We start from the raw sequence: 19,752 nt of genomic DNA on the forward strand, positions 1-19,752 counted from the left end.
GTCACCATATGCTGAATACATAGGTATATGGAGGGAACCCGCTGAACTGAAACATCTAAGTAGGCGGAGGAAGAGAAAGAAACATCGATTCTGTGAGTAGCGGCGAGCGAAAACGGAAGAGCCTAAACCGGAGCGCGTGCGTTCCGGGGTTCGGACTGCGACATGTGAGCAATAGGATAACAGAACAGTCTGGGAAGTCAGACCAGAGAGGGTGAAAGTCCCGTATGTGAAATCCGAGTTGCAGCTAGCAGGATCCAGAGTACCACGAGACACGAGAAACCTTGTGGGAAGGCAGGGAGACCACTCCCTAAGGCTAAATACTACTCAGTGACCGATAGCGCATAGTACTGTGAAGGAAAGGTGAAAAGGACCCCGGGAGGGGAGTGAAAGAGAACCTGAAACCCTGTGTCTACAAGCTGTGGAAGATCTTTACATGATCAACCGCGTACTTTTTGTAGAACGGTCCGGCGAGTTGCCATGTCTGGCAAGGTTAAGTACTTAAGGTACGGAGCCGAAGTGAAAGCAAGTGTTAACAGCACGTAAAGTCAGACCGGGCAGACCCGAAACCGGGTGATCTACCCATGTCCAGGTTGAAGTTGCCGTAAAAGGCAATGGAGGACCGAACGCACATCCGTTGAAAAGGGTGGCGATGAGGTGTGGGTAGGGGAGAAATTCCAATCGAACCCGGAGATAGCTGGTTCTCCTCGAAATAGCTTTAGGGCTAGCCTCATATTAGTCTTGCGGAGGTAGAGCACTGAATATCCTAGGGGGCGTCAAAGCTTACCGAAGATTATCAAACTCCGAATGCCGTAAAGATGATGTATGGGAGTCAGACTGCACGAGATAAGTTGGGTAGTCAAAAGGGAAAGAGCCCAGACCTACAGCTAAGGTCCCAAAGTACGTGTTAAGTGGAAAAGGATGTGGGATTTCGAAGACAACTAGGATGTTGGCTCAGAAGCAGCCATACATTCAAAGAGTGCGTAATAGCTCACTAGTCGAGAGGTCCTGCGCCGAAAATGTCCGGGGCTGAAACACGACACCGAAGCTTAGGAATCGAAAGATTGGTAGAGGAGCATTGAATACGGAACGAAGCAGTACCGGAAGGAGCTGTGGACTGTATTGAAGAGAGAATGCCGGAATGAGTAGCGAGATTTAAGTGAGAATCTTAAAGGCCGAATATCTAAGGTTTCCAGGGTAAAGCTGATCTTCCCTGGGTAAGTCGGGGCCTAAGGCGAGGACGAAAGTCGTAGTCGATGGATAACAGGTTGAAATTCCTGTACCGCATATATTCAGAAATGTGGGGACACAGATGGAGAGTACAGCCCGGGAATGGATAGACCGGGGCAAGCGAGGTAGGAGAATGGCAGGCAAATCCACCATTCAATCTGAAGACGTGACGCGTACCGAACAAGAGTAGGGAAGTGTATGAGCCAGCTGTCGAGAAAAGCCGCTATTGTGATATATGCGCCCGTACCGTAAACCGACACAGGTGGATGAGGAGAGAATCCTAAGGCCGGCGGGAGAAGTGTTGTTAAGGAACTCGGCAAAATGACCCCGTAACTTCGGGAGAAGGGGTGCCTCGGAAGAGGCCGCAGAGAAATGGCCCAAGCAACTGTTTAGCAAAAACATAGGTCTATGCAAAACCGAAAGGTGAGGTATATGGGCTGACGCCTGCCCGGTGCTGGAAGGTTAAGAGGAGAGCTTAGCGCAAGCGAAGGTTTGAATTTAAGCCCCAGTAAACGGCGGCCGTAACTATAACGGTCCTAAGGTAGCGAAATTCCTTGTCGGGTAAGTTCCGACCCGCACGAAAGGCGTAATGATTTGGGCACTGTCTCAACAACACACCCGGTGAAATTGAAATACCAGTGAAGATGCTGGTTACCTGCGCCAGGACGGAAAGACCCCATGGAGCTTTACTCCAGCTTGATACTGGGATTCGGTACTACCTGTACAGGATAGGTGGGAGGCTTCGATCACGGGACGCCAGTTTCGTGTGAGCCGCTGTTGGGATACCACCCTTGTAGTACTGGATTCCTAACCTACAGCCGTGAACCGGCTGGGGGACAATGTCTGGCGGGGAGTTTGACTGGGGCGGTCGCCTCCGAAAGGGTATCGGAGGCGCTCAAAGGTTCCCTCAGAATGGTTGGAAACCATTCGAAGAGTGCAAAGGCAGAAGGGAGCTTGACTGCGACACCGACGGGTGGAGCAGGTACGAAAGTAGGACTTAGTGATCCGGTGGTATAAAGTGGGATTGCCATCGCTCAACGGATAAAAGCTACCCTGGGGATAACAGGCTTATCACTCCCAAGAGTTCACATCGACGGAGTGGTTTGGCACCTCGATGTCGGCTCATCGCATCCTGGAGCTGTAGCAGGTTCCAAGGGTTGGGCTGTTCGCCCATTAAAGCGGTACGCGAGCTGGGTTCAGAACGTCGTGAGACAGTTCGGTCCCTATCCGGCGTGGGCGTAGGATATTTGAGAGGAGCTGTCCTTAGTACGAGAGGACCGGGATGGACGGACCGCTGGTGTATCTGTTGTTGTACCAACAGCATGGCAGAGTAGCCAAGTCCGGCAGGGATAAACGCTGAAGGCATCTAAGCGTGAAGCCCCCCTCAAGATAAGATATCCCATCATAAGAGTAAGACCCCTTGAAGACTACAAGGTTGATAGGCTTGGAGTGTAATCGTGGCAACACGTTCAGCTGACAAGTACTAATAGGTCGAGGGCTTATCCTTAGAGGTTTTGAGAACGGAAAGATGATTTGTTAAGAGGTTAGATATAAGATCTTTGTATGAAGTTCTGAAGGTACAGAAAGAAAAGACCGATGAGGTCTTTTTTTTGTGCCATTTAAGTTGACAGTACGTAGTGAATTTTATAAAATAATATTAAGTATTTTTAAAATATGAAATGATATGATTTGGGGTGTTTATATTGAAATATATATTCTTTGGGAGTTTGGTTATCTTATTGATTCCCCTCTTATTTTGTATATATACAGTACAACGGATAGAAAAAAACGCTTTACGGAATTCGGTGTTTGGATTACTGCTTTCACAGACAGGAATGGTTATGCTGTATGGTATGGCGTTGATGACAGTCGATGAGAAGCTGGCATTGTTTTTTTATGCACTTTTTTATTTTTGTGTAGATTTTATGACGTTGTTGCTGTTTATTTATAGTCGTGTATATGCTGACACCTATCGGCATAAAGTATGGATGCGTCCGGTAACGTATATCCTGTTGCTTACAGATGCGATTGTGTTATTTTCAAATCTTAGAGTGCAGAATGTATTCCATGTGGCTCCGATGACAGACCAGTTCGGTAATGTTTATTATGGTGTAAAAAGCTATGGTATCTTGTATGGGGTTCATACATTGATTTGTTATGCATTTGCTGCGGCATGTCTGATTGTTCTGCTTGTCCGCAGGTCAAAATGCCCAAGAATTTTTCAAGTAAATTATTCTTCGATCATTATTACGCTTATATTGACCGCAATTGCAAATATTATGTTTTTCAAGTTTGAATTCATTTACGATTTTTCATTGATCGGATATACCGCATTATGTTGTGCAATCACTTATTTTACATTCTTTCATATTCCGGCGGGCCTTGTAGAAAAAATGCTGGCCTTGTTTATTAAGACTATCGATGACGGAGTTGTCTGTTATGATGTAAAAGGGAAATGCATTCATGCAAATGAACAGGCAAAGAAGATTCTTCATGTGTCTGAGCTTTCTGCACTTGATAAAAAGTTGCAGGGCTGGCTGAATGGAAAAAATCTTCGGGATATTCATGATATTGCATGGAAAGAACAATTTCGAATAGATGGAAAAGTACATTTCTTTCAGTTTCAATATAAGAAGATGATATATGAGAATCACGAGATTGGAAGCTTTTTTTTGTTACATGACCGAACGGAAGAAGTGGAGCGTGTGAAATCTGAACAGTATAAGGCAAACCATGATGCATTGACAGGTATTTATAATCGGGAATATTTTTATGAGTGCGCAGAACAGATGTTACGGGAGAATTCAGATACGGCGTTTTATATTGTTTGTAGTGATATCCGTGATTTTAAGATTGTGAACGATGTATATGGAAGTAAAAAGGGGGATGATATTTTAATAAAACAGGCAGAAAGTCTGAAACAGAAAACTCCGGCAGGTTGTATTTATGGGCGGTTGGCAGGTGACCGGTTTGCACTGCTTTTGCCAAAGGAATTATTTCAGGAAAACATATTTCGACGGGAGATTTCGCGAATTGAGCATATAGAAGGTAATTCCAGTTTTAGGCTGCGTATGTATATGGGAATCTATGAAGTAGACGATAGGAATACACCGGTTGCAGTTATGTGTGACCGGGCTATTATGGCAATCAAAACCATCAAGGATGATGTTTCAAACCGTATCAGCTATTATGATAAGGAGCTGCGGGAGACTGCACTCAAGGAACAGGGAATTATCAGTCAGTTCCATGATGCGTTAGAGGGCGGACAGTTCTGCTTTTATATTCAGCCACAGATATCTGCGGACGGTGTTGTGCGTGGTGGAGAAGCACTGGTTCGCTGGATTCATCCAGAGCGTGGTATGATTCCGCCGGGAGAGTTTATTGAGCTGTTTGAGCGGACCGGTCTGATCAGTGAGTTGGATCGTTACATATGGGAGAAAGCCTGTATCCAGCTTCGCGACTGGTGCAGACAGGGACATGCAGATTTTTATTTGTCAGTAAACATTTCACCACGTGATTTTTATTATATGGATATCTATAAAGTGTTTACTCAACTGGTACAAAAGCATGGCTTCGAAGCGAAGAATCTTCATCTGGAAATCACGGAAACGGCAGTCATGTCGGATACGAAAAAAGTAATCCGTCTGGTAAACAAACTGCGGCAGTATGGGTTTAAGGTGGAGATGGATGATTTTGGAAGCGGATATTCTTCTTTGAATATGTTGAAGGATATCAAGATGGATACAATCAAACTGGATATGGGATTTTTACGTAAGACCAGAAATAATGAACGAAGTATGTCAATCGTAAGCAATGTTATTCATTTGTCGAAACGACTGGGGATGGAGGTTGTTACCGAGGGAGTAGAAACCAGGGAACAGGTGGATGCATTAACCATGATGGGGTGCGATGTATTTCAAGGATATTATTTTGCAAAACCAATGTCGGTTTGGGATTATGAAGACAAATATATTTCAACCGAAGGATAGGGGAGATAGGATTGAAGAGTGCGATGTTAGCGATTATGCTGATTATGATTGTTTTGTTGGTATATCGCATTATTATGATCAAGCAGATAGAACAGACACAGGTTGCGAAGGATGTGGTACGGCTTCATACTGTAGCTGCATCAACCATTTTGTTTTATGCCATGACGATTCTGGATATCAATGATACAGTTGCATTGGCGTCGTATGGCTTGTATTTTTGGTGCAGTGATTTCCTGTTGATATTGTTTTTTATTTATATTAATGATTTTACACAGGAGACGTTTGTCAACAAACGTGGAGGTTTAATCCTTGGGATATTGATAGCGATTGACGGGATTCTGTGTGGCATTAATGTATATAATCAGATGTTATTTTCGGTTGTATTATCCGGAGATAAAGCAGAGGGATATTATTACAAAGTCACCTCAAGAACGTGGCTTTATTCATATCACAAGTTGTTCGTGTATATGTTTGCGGTTATGACATTTCTGCTGTTAGCTTATGAAATCTATAAGGCGGCACGAATTTATGTGAAACAGTATTATGCAATTTTGTATTGCTTTTTGCTGATGATTGCAACAAATGTTGTTTATGAGGTGCTCAACCTGGAGTTTGATTACTCCGTGTTATTTTACGGAATTACCGCTGCCGGCATCTATTATATTACATTTCAGTATGTGCCGAAGGGGTTGGTGGAGAAAACACTTGTTATGGTGGTACAAAATTTCACAGATGGTGTTGTCTGCATGGATATCAAAGGACGATGCATCTATGCCAATGTGTATGCCAGACAGGTATTTCATGTAGATAAAGATACTCGTGTGATCGAGAACTATTACCGGTCGTGGAAGGGTGATCGCAAACCGGAAGAAATCGAGGAATGCAGTTGGCAGGGCGAGACAGAAATCAATGGTAAACAGAATTTTTTTGCTGCACGATATCGGGGAATCTGGGATGAAGACAACCGTTTTATCGGTTGTTATTATGTACTGCATGATGAAACAGAACATCGGAAAAAACTGGAGGAAGAACGCTACAGGAGTAATTATGATTCGCTGACAGGTCTGTTCAACCGTGAGCATTTTTATGAAACTGTTGAGCAGCAGATCGTCGCAAATCCAAATGTAAAGTATAGCATTCTGTGTGCGGATATTCAGAACTTTAAGATCATCAACGATGTGTTTGGAATTGAGCGTGGCGACGCGGTGTTACGGTCTCTGGCAAACATGTTCCGAAATCTGGCGACGGGCGATACAGTACTGGCGAGACTTTCGGCAGATCGATTTGCAGTCTGCGTGCGCGATGAGAAGCTCAACCATGAGCGATATTTGGAGGAATTGGATCTGATTAGCCATATTGGAGATAATAATTCTTACCACGCACGGATTTATACCGGAATCTGTCCAATCCGGAACATCAAAACACCGATATCTGTCTACTGTGACAGGGCATTTCTGGCAATTGAATCGATTAAGGGGGATTATCAGCAGTCCATTGCATATTATGATGATGAATTGCGAAAACAGATGCTGGAGCGACAGCATATGGTCAGTGATTTTCGCTCTGCAATAGCAAAACAGGAATTTCGGCTATATTTGCAGCCACAGGTAGATGAGCAGGGAACGATGCTTGGCGCGGAGGCATTGGTGCGCTGGTTCCGTCCGGTGCATGGCATGATGCTGCCGGAGGAGTTTGTCGATGTGTTTGAAAAATCCGGTCTGATCAGCGCGATGGATCAGTATGTATGGGAGCTTGCCTGTAAGGAGTTGCAGCGTTGGAAAGCGATGGGAAAAGAGCAGTATTACATATCGGTCAATGTATCACCGAAGGATTTTTATTTCTTAGATATTTATACAACTCTGACAACTCTGGTGGAATGTTATGAGATTGATCCGGATAAGCTGCGTCTGGAGATTACAGAGACGTCCGTCATGAAAGATGCGAATAAACATCTGGCGTTGATCGATGATCTCCGGACATATGGGTTCCGTGTGGTGATGGATGATTTTGGACGTGGATACTCGTCATTGAATATGCTGCAGGACATGAATCTGGATGCAATCAAGATTGATATGGAATTCCTGCGGAGAAATGAAGATCCGGAGCGTAGCCGGATGATTCTGGAAATGGTACTGAATCTGGCAAAGGAGCTGGATATCCATGTAGTGACAGAGGGCGTCGAACAAAAAGACCAGCTTCAGTATATGCAGGAGCTTGGATGTACATTGTTCCAGGGCTACTATTTTGCAAAACCGATGCCGGTCAATCAGTTCGAGAAAACTTATTTTTAACTTAAGCGAGCAGGGTTTCCCATGTCTCGTAAAGTGCGGAGAGCGTTTCTTCCAGCTCTTCGCGCTTTTTTGATAGCTCGCCGAGTTTGGCAGAGTTTGTTGCGTATTCAGGATTTAAGAATTCCTCGTCAATCTGCGCAATCGCTGCCTCTGTTTCTTCAATTTTTTGTTCTGTTTTTTTGATATCGTTTTCTTTCTTACGAAGTCGTGCCTGTTCTTCCTTCTGCTTTTTGTAATCATCTTTGCCGGAAGGAGTGGCAGAAGGTGCTGTTGAGGTGTCTGCGGAAGCATCCGTCTGTTTCGGTGCAGCCGCCTCGTACACCTGATCCTTGTGACTTTCGTAATAATCGTAATTCCCGATAAAGCTGTAAAGCTGTTCGTCCTTTAATTCCAGAATCCGGGTTGCAATCCGGTTGATGAAATAACGGTCATGACTGACAACAAATACGGTTCCGGTATAGCTGCGGATCGCATCCTCCAAGATACCCTTGGACTGGATATCCAGATGGTTTGTCGGCTCATCTAGGATTAAGAAATTGGCAGGGGAGAGCATGAGCTTGGCAAGGGACACACGTCCACGCTCGCCGCCGCTTAAATCTTCAATCTTCTTAAATACGTCGTCCCCGGTAAATAAAAAGGCTGCCAGTACATTTCGGATTTTTGTGTTGGTCAGATCCGGGTAGGCATCGCTGATCTCCTCGAAGATCGTCTTATGCAGGGAGAGTACCTGATGCTCCTGGTCGTAATAGCCGATATGGACGCGCGAGCCAAGGGCAATCGTTCCGGCGTCCTTCGGTACAAGATGATTGACCATCTTTAAGATCGTGGTCTTTCCGGTTCCGTTTCCGCCGATCAGGGCAACCTTTTCGCCGCGCTTGATATCAAAGTCAAGATCTTGGAACAGACAGTTTGTGCCGAAGGATTTCGCCAGATGCGTGACGGTTAAGACGTCATTCCCGCTTTCCACAGATGGCTCTAAGGTAAGCCGCATCTCGGAGGCAACCTCGGTCGGCTTGTCTAAGACTTCAATCTTATCTAACATCTTTTCACGGCTTTCCGCACGTTTGATGGACTTCTCACGGTTAAATTGCTTGAGTTTCGTGATGACAGCTTCCTGATGCTTGATTTCCTGCTGCTGGTTTAAGTAGGCCTTCATCATATTGGCACGGATCTCTGCGCGCTTGGATGCAAAGTAGGTGTAGTTTCCGTGGTAGACGGTTGCCTTTTTGTTGTCGATTTCTACGATCTGCGTTGCAATCCGATCAATGAAATAGCGGTCATGGCTGACCACAATCACACTACCAGGATAAGAGGACAGGAAAGACTCGAGCCATGAAATACTTGGCATGTCTAGATGGTTTGTCGGCTCATCGAGGATGATGATGTCCGGGCGTGTCAGAAGCAGACGTCCCAGTGCGATTCGCATTTTCTGACCACCGGATAATGTATTGATATGGCGGTCATAGTCCTCCGGACCAAAACCGAGTCCTTTTAAAACGCCTGTAATCTCACTCTCATAAGAATACCCATTGTCGCGGTCGTATTTGCTGCTCAGGCGGTTGTAGGTCTCTAAGATCTTCTCTAATTCTTCGCCTTCTGCATGCTTCATATCCTGTTCTAAACGGCGGATATTCGCCTCTAAATCAAGGATGTACTGTTTGGTTGCAAGCATTTCGCCATAGATCGTGTTGTCAAAGGAGATATCCTGATGCTGGGACAGATACCCAATCGTGGTATCCTTGGCAATCACGACCTGTCCGCTGTCGGCGGATTCTTCGCCCATGATAATCTTTAGGAGCGTCGTTTTTCCAGAGCCGTTGATACCGACAATGGCGATCTTTTCTTTCTCGTTGACATGGAAGTTGATATCCTTCAAAACTTCCTTTGTGCCGAATGCTTTTGATATATTCTGGCATGCTAACAGCATGATAAATTCCTCCTGCGTGTTTCGAACAAATTCTACCAGTGCATTTTATCAAAAAGCGGGAGGACTTTCAATCATACATTGAAATAAGCACGAAAAAATGGTATACTAAAACATAATTATGCGAACAAATGTTTTGAGAATTTCCATGAAAAAGGAAGTGAAGGTTTTGTTATTTGGGAAAACAAGTCAGGCAAAAAAAGAGATAGAAGCACTGTTTCATGAAGTGCAGATCAATCTGGAGAACAACTACAAGGATCTGGCGATTTCTGCGCGGAAGCAGGCGGAGGTAAAGCTGGCTGAATATCAGGCAGCCGGGGAGCTAAAGGAAAAGGAATATAAGAAATTAAAAGAGCAGCTCGACGAATATACAAAACGAATGGAAGGATATCATCATTGATATGCAGCAGGGAATTGGTAGAAAAATAGTGATTGCGGTCGGCATGCTTGTAGTTGCAGGACTTTTGATCGTACTGTACCAGTGGGGGAATGCACGGGAGGATACATCAAAGGACAGGCAGCTTGCCGATGGACAGACGACGTACAGCTTCGCGATGGGAACATCGGTGTCGGTCAGTCTGTATGGGACACAGGATACGGAGTATGCAAAGATTGAACAGGCAATCAAAGACTTAGATGAGCAGGAGATATCATGGCGGCAGGAGGGCAGTGCCTTATATAAGCTGAACCACACATACACAGCGGGAGAAGCGGCAGAGGTTTCGGATACCTTGTATCTGGCGCTGACGCAGGCGTATAACATATGCCGGGGCAGCGAGGGCGCGTTAGACATCACGATCCGTCCACTGGCAGATCTCTGGAATATCGAGTCCGCGACCGAGGAGGATTTCCGCGTCCCGACAGATACAGAGATCAAAGATGCACTTGCAAAGACCGGATATGAGGCAGTGACAATCGGTGAATCGAAGGACGTGACGATCAGCAAGCCGGATATGGTGCTTGATCTTGGCGCAGTCGGCAAGGGATTTGCACTGGATATTGCAGAGCAGATATTAAAAGAGGATGCGGTAAGCGGCGGAACAATCAGTGTCGGTGGAAGCATACTTGTGTATGGCGCAAAAAAGGACGGCAGTTCATTTCGGGTAGGCATCCGTGATCCGCAGGGTGACGCAGAGGATATGATCGGTTATTTGGAATTTGCTTCGAACAGTAACACCTGTGTATCCACCTCCGGTGATTATGAAAAGTTTATCGAGAAGGATGGTACGAGGTATCATCATATTTTAAATCGTACAACCGGATATCCGGCGGAGTCAGGACTTGCTTCGGTGACAGTTGTATGCCAAAATGGCTTGTACAGCGATGCATTGTCGACGGCATGCTATGTGCTTGGCTATGAGAAGTCTTTGCCGTTGTTGCAGAAGTACAAGGCAGAGGCAGTATTTATTGACAAAGAAAATCAGGTGACTGTGACGGATGGACTGAAAGAACAGTATCATGCGGCACAGGCTGCACAGAAATAAAATAGAAGGCGAAAAGAGATGTTAAAAATGAAGTGGCTGGAACATTTAAAGACGATTACTGCACATAAGATTATGGTGATGCGGCATTGCTTTGCGGTTGGATTGTATAAGCAGGGACTGTTGCACGACCTGTCCAAATATTCATGGACGGAGTTTTCGATGGGCGCGAAATACTATCAGGGAAACCGCAGCCCGAACGATGCAGAGCGTGAGGATAAGGGATACACCTCTTCGTGGCTGCACCACAAGGGAAGAAACAAACACCATCTGGAGTACTGGGTGGATTACAATGTTGACAGAAGCGATACAAAACATTTGCTGGTTGGCTGTAAGATGCCGAAGGAATATGTGATTGAGATGTTCTGTGACCGTGTGGCAGCCTGCAAGATTTACAACAAGGAAAATTATTATGAGAAGCAGCCACTCGATTATTATATGAATGGCAGATCGAGACGTCTGCTGCATCCGGATTCCGCGAAGCTTCTGGAGAAGTATCTGAATATGCTTGCGAGAAAGGGCGAGGCTTATACCTTTCGTTATATTCATAATTATGAGGTGATTCCGCTGCGTCGGAAGAAGCTTGCGAAGTATCTGCCATTTTTGAAATATTTGTTTCCGTATGGAGAAGATTACTAGGAGATAAGATGAAATTTACACATTTACATGTGCATACGCAGTACAGTCTGTTGGACGGCTCGGCAAAGATCAAGGAGCTGGTTCCGCGTGCGAAAGAACTTGGCATGGATGCGCTGGCAATCACAGACCACGGTGCGATGTATGGCGTGATCGAATTTTATAAGACATGTAAGGCAAATGGAATCAAGCCGATCATCGGCTGTGAGGTGTATGTGGCACCGGGTTCCAGGTTTGACCGTGAGGTGGTAAAGGGAGAAAACCGGTATTACCATCTCGTTCTGCTTGCAAAAAACAACGAGGGATACCACAACCTCTGTAAGATCGTGACACGTGGCTACACGGAGGGCTATTATTATAAACCGCGTGTGGACATGGAGGTGCTGGAGAAATACCATGAGGGTATCATTGCACTTTCGGCATGCCTGGCTGGTGAGGTTGCGACTGACTTGCGTCAGGAGCAGTATGAGAAAGCAAAAGAAGCAGCATTGCGTCATCTGAAGATCTTTGGCGAGGGCAATTATTATCTGGAGATGCAGGATCATGGCATCCCGGATCAGCGTACCGTCAATATGGGCGTGATGCGGTTGTCCAAAGAAACCGGCATCCCGATGGTTGTTACGAACGATTCCCATTATATCAACAAAGAGGACTGGGAGGCACATGATATTCTGCTCTGTATCCAGACGGGAAAGACGGTCAATGACGAAGATCGTATGCGCTATGAGGAAGGACAGTTCTATCTGAAATCTCCGGAGGAGATGGAGGCGCTGTTCCCATATGCAAAGGAAGCATTGGAGAATACGAACAAGATCGCAGATATGTGTAATGTCGAGATCGTATTTGGTGAGCGGAAGCTTCCAAAATACGATGTGCCGGAGGGGTATGATTCCTTCTCGTATCTGACGATGCTCTGTGAGGAGGGCGCGAAAAAGCGGTATCCAGAGGTCACAGATGAGGTAAAGAACCGTCTGCATTATGAGCTTGACATGATTAAACAGATGGGCTTTGTTGATTATTTCCTGATTGTGTGGGATTTTGTCAATTACGCGAAAAGTCATGATATTCCGGTTGGACCGGGCAGAGGCTCTGCTGCCGGATCAATTGTATCCTATTGTCTGTATATTACGGATATCGAGCCGCTTCGGTACGATCTGCTGTTTGAACGATTCCTGAATCCGGAACGTGTATCGATGCCAGATATTGATATTGATTTCTGTGTCAACCGAAGACAGGAAGTCATTGATTACGTCGTACAGAAATACGGCAAGGAAAAGGTTGTCCAGATTGTCACTTTCGGTACGATGGCAGCAAAGATGTGTGTGCGCGACGTCGGTCGTGCGATGGCACTTCCATATAGTCTGTGTGATAAGGTTGCAAAGGCAATTCCGAACAAGGTTCCGGGCGTAAAAGATGTCACTCTTCCGGTGGCTTTGAAAGTAAGTCCAGACCTGAAGGAAATGTATGAGAATGAACCGGATGTAACAAAGCTGCTTGACATGGCAATGAAGCTCGAAGGTCTGCAACGGCATACGGGTGTACATCCCGCAGGCGTTATCATCGGTCAGAAGCCAATCGAGGAATATGTACCGCTCGCACGGAGCGTGGATGGTGGTATTGTCTGCCAGTATGAGAAAGACCCGGTGGAAGAGCTGGGGCTTTTGAAGATGGACTTTCTGGCATTGCGGAATCTGACTGTCATCAAGGACGCGTTAGACCGGATTGAAGAAAATCATGGTGTGAAGCTCAATATGTCGGAATTGGATATGAGTGATCCGGCAGTCTATGAGCTGTTATCAGAAGGAAAGACCGACGGCGTGTTCCAGTTGGAAAGTGCCGGTATGAAGTCTTTCATGAAGCAGTTGAAGCCGAAGAATCTGGATGAAATTATTGCCGGAATCTCGCTGTATCGTCCGGGACCGATGGATTTCATTCCGAAGTACTTAGCGAACCGTGAGCATCCAGAAAGTATCGTCTATGATACACCGAAGCTGGAGAAGATCCTGAAATCAACATACGGATGTATGGTATATCAGGAGCAGGTTATGCAGATCGTAATGGAGCTTGCCGGATATTCGATGGGACGTTCGGATCTGGTACGCCGTGCGATGGCGAAGAAAAAAGCGGACGTCATGGACAAAGAGCGGCAGTATTTTGTATATGGTAACGAGGAGTTAAACGTGCCGGGCTGTGTCAAAAACGGTATCCAGGAATCCGTCGCCAATAAAATCTTCGACGATATGGTCGATTTTGCGAACTATGCATTTAACAAGTCGCATGCGGCAGTGTATGCGGTGGTCGCATATCAGACCGCATATTTAAAGATCTATTATCCGGTTGAATACATGGCAGCGCTGATCTCGTCTGTCCGTGAAAATACGGAGAAGATGAGCAGTTATATCCAGACGTGTAAATCGCTTGGCATCAAAATCCTGCCGCCGGATATCAACAAAGGAAGCGGAGATTTCCTTGTCGATGGAAATGCGATCCGGTTTGGCTTGTCAGGATTAAGAAGTATCGGAGACGGTGTGACAGAAGTCGTGCACCAGGAGGTTGTTGCGAACGGTCCATTTACAAGCTTAGAGGATTTCTGTACGAGACTTTCTGGGAAGGAAGCAAACAAGCGGACGATCGAGAGCTTTATTTTAGCAGGAGCGTTTGACAGCTTCGGCTATAACCGCCATCAGATGATGATGGTGTATCCGGCTGTGTTAGAGCAGACGGCGAAAGAAAAGAAAAATGCCATGAGTGGACAGATGTCGCTGATGGATTTCCTTGGAGAGGAAGAAAAGACGGAATTTCAGGTGCGCTATCCGGATGTGGAGGAATACCCGAAGGATGAGCTGCTTGCAAAGGAAAAGGAGATTCTGGGTATCTATGTCAGTGGACATCCGCTGGAGGATGATCTGGATATTATAGAAGAATACACAACCGCGAAGTCGACGGCATTTCTGGCAGATACCGAGGAGGACGAGAATGCCGGAACGGAGATGGAGTTCGAAGAGCGTGAATGTGTCGTGGATAAATCCAGCTACACGATCGGCGGTCTGCTCACGGAGATTACGAAGAAGACAACACGAAACGGCGATGAGATGGCATTCCTTACTGTGGAGGATCTGTATGGTTCGGTTGAGGTTGTCGTGTTCGCCAGAGATTACCGGCAGAATAAAGACCGGTTTGTGAAGGATGCGAAGGTGCTGATCAAAGGAAATGCATCGGTCGATGAGCGGGGCGGCAAGCTGCTCTTCTCAAAGATGACAACCTTCGACGAGATACGGCAGGAACGTATAGCAGCCGGTAAGGAACTGTGGCTGCGCTTCACAGAATTAGAGACCTATATGCAGCAGGAGCAGGCACTCTATGCGACGCTCCGGCAGTATCCGGGCCGGGTGGTCGTGAAGGTACTGATCAAACCAGCCGGAGAAGGACAGGAGCAAAATATCAAGCTCAAGCAGTTACCGGATTTATACCGGGTCGATGCCAGTGAGACTCTGGTAGAGAAATTGAAACAGACATATGGAGAGGCGAATGTCATTCTCTTAGATAAGAAAGGAAACGGAGAAAAATCGTGATAACGTCAGCGTCAAACGACAAAATCAAAGAAATAAAAAAGCTGATCAAATCCGCCAGCCGGCGCAAAGAGACCGGACTTTATATCGTGGAGGGCATCCGCATGGTGCGGGAGATTCCGGCAGATGCGGTCAAGACACTTTATGTGGCGGAAAGCATGACAGACAAATTCGCAGATATCTGCAACCAGATACCGGCAGAGGTGGAAATTGTCAGGGATTCGGTTTTCCAGAGTATGTCGGATACAAACACGCCGCAGGGAATTCTGGCGGAGGTATATCAGACAGCCACAACGGAGGATGATTTATTTGCAGGTGATGCGGCACCGTTTCTTCTGATTATCGAACGACTGCAGGACCCGGGAAATCTTGGTACCATTATACGAACCGCAGAGGGTGCTGGGGTGACGGGTATTATCCTGAGTGCAGATACGGTCGACATCTACAACCCGAAGGTGATCCGTTCTACGATGGGATCGATCTTCCGGATGCCAATTGCCGTAGCCGAGGATCTGGCAGCGACGATCGATCGCGTGAAAACACGTGGAATCCCGGTTTATGGGGCGCATCTGGATGGGGCAACCTTCTATGAGAAAGATTTTACCGGTGGCTGTGCATTTCTGATCGGAAACGAAGGAAATGGTCTGTCCGATGAAATCAGCGCAAAAGCGGATGATCTGATCCGGATTCCGATGTGCGGACAGGTGGAGTCGTTAAATGCAGCGATTTCGACCGCGGTGATCGCATACGAGGTATTGCGACAGCGAAGCACAGGAAAAAAATGAAAAAGTTTGGAATATTACAATATAGGCACGCATATATTGTAAATGTACAATATTAAAAATTCACAGTTTATATGGGGATATAAATGAGGCTGTGAACATTGACAAGAGGGAGGAAAAAATATGACAGAGAAGATTTTGAACAACAATCAGGTGGTAGTAGCAGGAGAAATCGTATCAGATTTCCGATTCAGCCATGAGATATTCGGAGAGGGATTCTATATGGTGGATCTGGTAGTCAGCAGATTAAGCGATGCGCATGACGTGATTCCTTTGATGGTTTCCGATCGCCTGTTTGATGTAGAAAAATCCCACATCGGGGAAAAGGTACTGGCGAAGGGACAGTTCCGGTCGTACAACAAGCACGAGGAGAACAAGAACCGTTTGATCCTGTCTGTGTTTGTACGTGAGATCGAGGTGATCGACGCGGTGGATGACAAGGAGAACAAACCGAACCAGATATACTTAGACGGATACATATGCAAAGAGCCGATCTACCGTATGACGCCGCTTGGCAGAGAGATTGCAGATATTCTGCTCGCTGTGAACCGGGCATACGGAAAATCAGATTATATTCCTTGTATCTGCTGGGGCAGAAATGCCAGATTTGCAGGAAAGCTCGCAGTTGGTGAGCATGTGGCAATCTGGGGACGTATCCAGAGCCGGGAATATCAGAAAAAAATAGGAAATGATGAGATAGTCAATAAGGTCGCATACGAGGTGTCAGTCAGCAAGATGGAATGTTTGGAATAATGATTGACAGACCTGTATAACGATGATATACTATCCTTGATTTTGATTGAGTAGAGGTGCGGAATTCAAGAGTACTTTGCGGGATGACTTAGAGCAGTGGATCGCATGGAAAAGGGGAAACCGCCGAAGGACGACAGATGTCTAAGCACTGGAATCCTGGTTGTGCAATGAAGAATTGTATGACTGTCATTTGTAAGCATGCAGATGGAGCGCTACCGGAATTGAGACATTTCAAGCTGGCACTTTATCGGGTGCCAGCTTTATTTATGGTTATACCTTATAATTATTTAGGAGGAAGAGAAAGATGTCAATTTTTACAGGTTCAGCAGTTGCGATTGTAACACCATTTAAGAAGGATGGTTCGGTGGATTATGATAAGTTCCGTGACGTGATCGAGTATCAGATCGCTGGTGGAACCGACTGTATCGTTGTATGCGGAACGACAGGTGAGTCTTCAACCTTATCCCATGAAGAGCATCTTGACTGTATTCGTTTCTGTGCAGAGGTTGTCAACAAGCGTATTCCGGTTGTTGCAGGAACAGGTTCAAATTGTACAGAGACAGCTATTTATCTGTCTCAGGAAGCAGAGAAGTATGGCGTGGATGGTCTGCTTGTTGTAACACCATATTACAACAAGGCAACACAGAAAGGTCTGATCGCACATTACACAGCCGTTGCAAACAGCGTGACACTTCCAATTATCATGTACAACGTACCAAGCAGAACCGGTACGAACATCCAGCCGGAGACAGCCGTATATCTGGCTAAGAATGTAAAAAATATCGTAGCGATCAAGGAGGCAACTGGCAATCTGTCACAGGTTGCACGTCTGGTAAGCCTGGCAGATGGATGCCTCGATGTATATTCTGGAAATGATGATCAGGTTATGCCAATCCTGTCCCTTGGTGGAAAGGGCGTGATTTCTGTACTTGCAAATGTAGCTCCGAAGGAGACACATGATATGGTACAGAAGTACTTAGATGGTGATGTGGTTGGAGCCAGAGAGATTCAGATCAAGGCAATTCCTCTGTGTGAGGCACTGTTCTGTGAGGTAAACCCAATCCCTGTCAAGAAGGCAGTGGAACTGATGGGACTTTGCGAAGGCAACCTTCGTATGCCACTGACAGAGCTTGAGCCAGAGCATACAGAGCAGTTAAAGAAAGCAATGACAGGATTTGGTGTAAAAATCCAGTAATACAGATAGACAGACCGGGAGGAAAAACAAATGATTCGTGTGATTATGCATGGTTGTAACGGTAAGATGGGGCAGGTCATCACAGGACTTTGCAAGGAAGATCCGGATGTGGAGATCGTTGCCGGCATTGATGTCGTAGATAATAGAGAAAACGGATATCCGGTATTTACAGATATCAACGCATGTGATGTCAAGGCAGATGTGATTATTGATTTTGCAGCAGCCGTTGCGGTTGATAAGCTGCTTGATTATGCAGTTGATAAGCAGGTTCCAGTTGTACTTTGTACGACCGGACTTTCCCCGGAGCAGCTCAACAAGGTATCTCTTTGCTCTGAGAAGGTAGCAATCTTGAAGTCTGCCAACATGAGTCTGGGTATCAATACGTTGATGAAGCTCCTGAAGGATGCAGCAAATGTATTTGCACCAGCCGGTTATGATATTGAGATCGTAGAGAAGCATCATAATCAGAAAGTGGATGCACCATCGGGAACAGCACTGGCACTTGCCGATGCGATCAACGACGCCAGAGACAATGCGTATGAGTATGTCTATGACCGTTCGCAGGTAAGAAAGAAGCGTGACAAGAAAGAACTTGGTATCTCTGCGGTACGTGGCGGAACGATCGTCGGTGAGCATGAGGTGATTTTTGCAGGTGTGGACGAAGTGATCGAGTTTAAGCATACGGCTTATTCGAAGTCTGTATTTGCCAAGGGCGCAGTGGAAGCAGCAAAGTTTCTGGCAGGAAAGCCGGCAGGCTTTTATGATATGGCAGATGTGATTGGATAAGCGAGGAACGATTATGTATCAGGATGAAATTATTTTGTGCAGTGCTTCAAAGTACACGCAGAAGTATTATTTGAATGAAGATTTTGACAATCTGCCGACTGAGGTTAAAAAAGAGCTTCGGATTCTGTGCACGTTGTTCACAGAAGATGTTGGTGGAATCATTATGCTTGTGTTTGACAGTATGGGAAACCTGAATATTGTCACTGACGCGGCAGAGGAAGATATCCTGTACGACGAGATTGGCTGTGGTTTAAAAATCAAGCAGATCAGAAAGGAAAAGAAGGAATTGTTTGAACAGCTGGAGCTGTATTTTCAGACATTTTTCCTTAGCTAAGGGGAAGATATATGTTATTTGCAGTAGACGTTGGAAATACGAATATTACAGTAGGACTGTTTGATGGAAAAAAGCTGATCAAGACGTTCCGTATCACAACTGGTACGGCACGTACATCGGATGAGTATGGCGTGTATTTTGTGGATTGGCTTCGGGTACGGGATATACATGTTTCAGAGATCGATGCGGTTATTATCGCGTCCGTTGTACCGAAGGTTATGCACTCTCTGACGAGTGGTATCATCAAGTATCTGAACATTCAGCCGATTATTGTTGCACCAGGCATCAAGACTGGAATCAATATTGCAATTCCGGAACCAAAGACACTGGGTGCCGACCGTCTGGTCGATGCAGTGGCTGCGTATGAGTTGTATGGCGGCCCGGTAATCGTTGTAGATTTTGGAACTGCAACGACGCATGATCTGGTATTGGAAGGTGGCGTGTTCCATTCGGGGGCGACATCGCCGGGAATCCGACTGGCGGCAGCAGCACTCTGGTCCGGGACTGCAAAGCTTCCAGAAATCGAAATCAAGAGACCAGATACGATTCTGGCAAAGGATACAGTCAGCAGTATGCAGGCAGGTGTATTCTATGGCTATGTTGGTCAGACTGAGTATATTATCCGCAGGATCAAGGAAGAGTCCGGACTGGATAACATCAAGGTTGTGGCAACTGGCGGACTTGGTAAGCTGATTTCAGAGAATACCGATTGTATTGATTATTATGATGCAGACCTCACACTGAAAGGCTTGCAGTTAATTTACGAGAAACAATAAAGGACGAAA

General features: G+C 45.9%; 13 protein-coding genes, 1 rRNA gene and 1 riboswitch (1 of these 15 cut by a window edge). Of the genes, 13 read left to right on the forward strand and 1 reads right to left on the reverse strand.

Going from position 1 to position 19,752, the window contains the following annotated elements; genetic code table 11:
- From H9Q76_RS04210 to H9Q76_RS04220, 3 genes are all read left to right on the forward strand, one after another.
- Nucleotides 1-2,734: ribosomal RNA gene (locus H9Q76_RS04210) — 23S ribosomal RNA — on the forward strand (it extends 145 nt beyond the left edge of the window).
- A 187-nt stretch (nucleotides 2,735-2,921) separates the two neighbouring features.
- A complete protein-coding gene (locus tag H9Q76_RS04215) occupies nucleotides 2,922-5,216 on the forward strand; it encodes a GGDEF and EAL domain-containing protein (protein WP_117781261.1) in 2,295 nt (764 codons plus the stop codon).
- A gap of 11 nt (nucleotides 5,217-5,227) precedes the next feature.
- Complete coding sequence (locus tag H9Q76_RS04220) at nucleotides 5,228-7,507, forward strand: EAL domain-containing protein (protein WP_118545143.1); 2,280 nt, start codon at nucleotides 5,228-5,230, stop codon at nucleotides 7,505-7,507.
- Nucleotide 7,508: 1 nt separating this feature from the next.
- Here H9Q76_RS04220 and abc-f read toward each other — a convergent pair whose 3' ends face one another.
- Entirely contained in the window at nucleotides 7,509-9,434 is a 1,926-nt protein-coding gene (abc-f, locus tag H9Q76_RS04225; RefSeq protein WP_249321711.1) for a ribosomal protection-like ABC-F family protein, read from the reverse strand.
- Between the two features lie 145 nt (nucleotides 9,435-9,579).
- Here abc-f and H9Q76_RS04230 point away from each other — a divergent pair, with 145 nt between their 5' ends.
- The 10 genes from H9Q76_RS04230 (at nucleotide 9,580) to H9Q76_RS04275 (ending at nucleotide 19,743) form a co-directional block, all read left to right on the forward strand.
- Nucleotides 9,580-9,831: a hypothetical protein gene (locus tag H9Q76_RS04230; protein WP_117781264.1), complete on the forward strand. Its 252-nt coding sequence runs from the start codon at nucleotides 9,580-9,582 to the stop codon at nucleotides 9,829-9,831.
- A 1-nt stretch (nucleotide 9,832) separates the two neighbouring features.
- Nucleotides 9,833-10,915, forward strand: coding sequence for an FAD:protein FMN transferase (locus H9Q76_RS04235; protein WP_249321712.1), 1,083 nt, complete (start codon nucleotides 9,833-9,835; stop codon nucleotides 10,913-10,915).
- A 27-nt stretch (nucleotides 10,916-10,942) separates the two neighbouring features.
- Nucleotides 10,943-11,551: a DUF5662 family protein gene (locus H9Q76_RS04240; RefSeq protein WP_021984171.1), complete on the forward strand. Its 609-nt coding sequence runs from the start codon at nucleotides 10,943-10,945 to the stop codon at nucleotides 11,549-11,551.
- 8 nt (nucleotides 11,552-11,559) lie between these two features.
- The gene (locus H9Q76_RS04245) at nucleotides 11,560-15,120 is read left to right on the forward strand and encodes a DNA polymerase III subunit alpha (protein WP_021984172.1); all 3,561 of its coding nucleotides are present in this window, start codon (nucleotides 11,560-11,562) and stop codon (nucleotides 15,118-15,120) included.
- Nucleotides 15,117-15,902: a TrmH family RNA methyltransferase gene (locus H9Q76_RS04250; RefSeq protein WP_021984173.1), complete on the forward strand. Its 786-nt coding sequence runs from the start codon at nucleotides 15,117-15,119 to the stop codon at nucleotides 15,900-15,902. Before H9Q76_RS04245 ends, H9Q76_RS04250 begins: the two co-directional genes overlap by 4 nt.
- A gap of 120 nt (nucleotides 15,903-16,022) precedes the next feature.
- Nucleotides 16,023-16,652, forward strand: a complete 630-nt coding sequence (locus H9Q76_RS04255) for a single-stranded DNA-binding protein (RefSeq protein WP_021984174.1) — start codon at nucleotides 16,023-16,025, stop codon at nucleotides 16,650-16,652.
- Between the two features lie 43 nt (nucleotides 16,653-16,695).
- Nucleotides 16,696-16,875, forward strand: a riboswitch (Lysine riboswitch).
- Between the two features lie 81 nt (nucleotides 16,876-16,956).
- Nucleotides 16,957-17,847: a 4-hydroxy-tetrahydrodipicolinate synthase gene (gene dapA, locus H9Q76_RS04260; RefSeq protein ID WP_021984176.1), complete on the forward strand. Its 891-nt coding sequence runs from the start codon at nucleotides 16,957-16,959 to the stop codon at nucleotides 17,845-17,847.
- Nucleotides 17,848-17,877: 30 nt separating this feature from the next.
- Nucleotides 17,878-18,633: a 4-hydroxy-tetrahydrodipicolinate reductase gene (dapB, locus tag H9Q76_RS04265; protein WP_021984177.1), complete on the forward strand. Its 756-nt coding sequence runs from the start codon at nucleotides 17,878-17,880 to the stop codon at nucleotides 18,631-18,633.
- Nucleotides 18,634-18,646: 13 nt separating this feature from the next.
- Complete coding sequence (locus tag H9Q76_RS04270) at nucleotides 18,647-18,967, forward strand: DUF6145 family protein (protein ID WP_021984178.1); 321 nt, start codon at nucleotides 18,647-18,649, stop codon at nucleotides 18,965-18,967.
- A gap of 11 nt (nucleotides 18,968-18,978) precedes the next feature.
- Nucleotides 18,979-19,743 carry a type III pantothenate kinase gene (locus H9Q76_RS04275; RefSeq protein WP_021984179.1) on the forward strand — a complete coding sequence of 255 codons (765 nt, stop codon included), beginning with the start codon at nucleotides 18,979-18,981 and terminating at the stop codon, nucleotides 19,741-19,743.
- Nucleotides 19,744-19,752: the final 9 nt, after the last annotated feature.

This window comes from Wujia chipingensis, assembly GCF_014337155.1.
In the GTDB taxonomy this organism is placed as follows: Bacteria; Bacillota; Clostridia; order Lachnospirales; family Lachnospiraceae; genus Coprococcus_C; species Coprococcus_C hominis.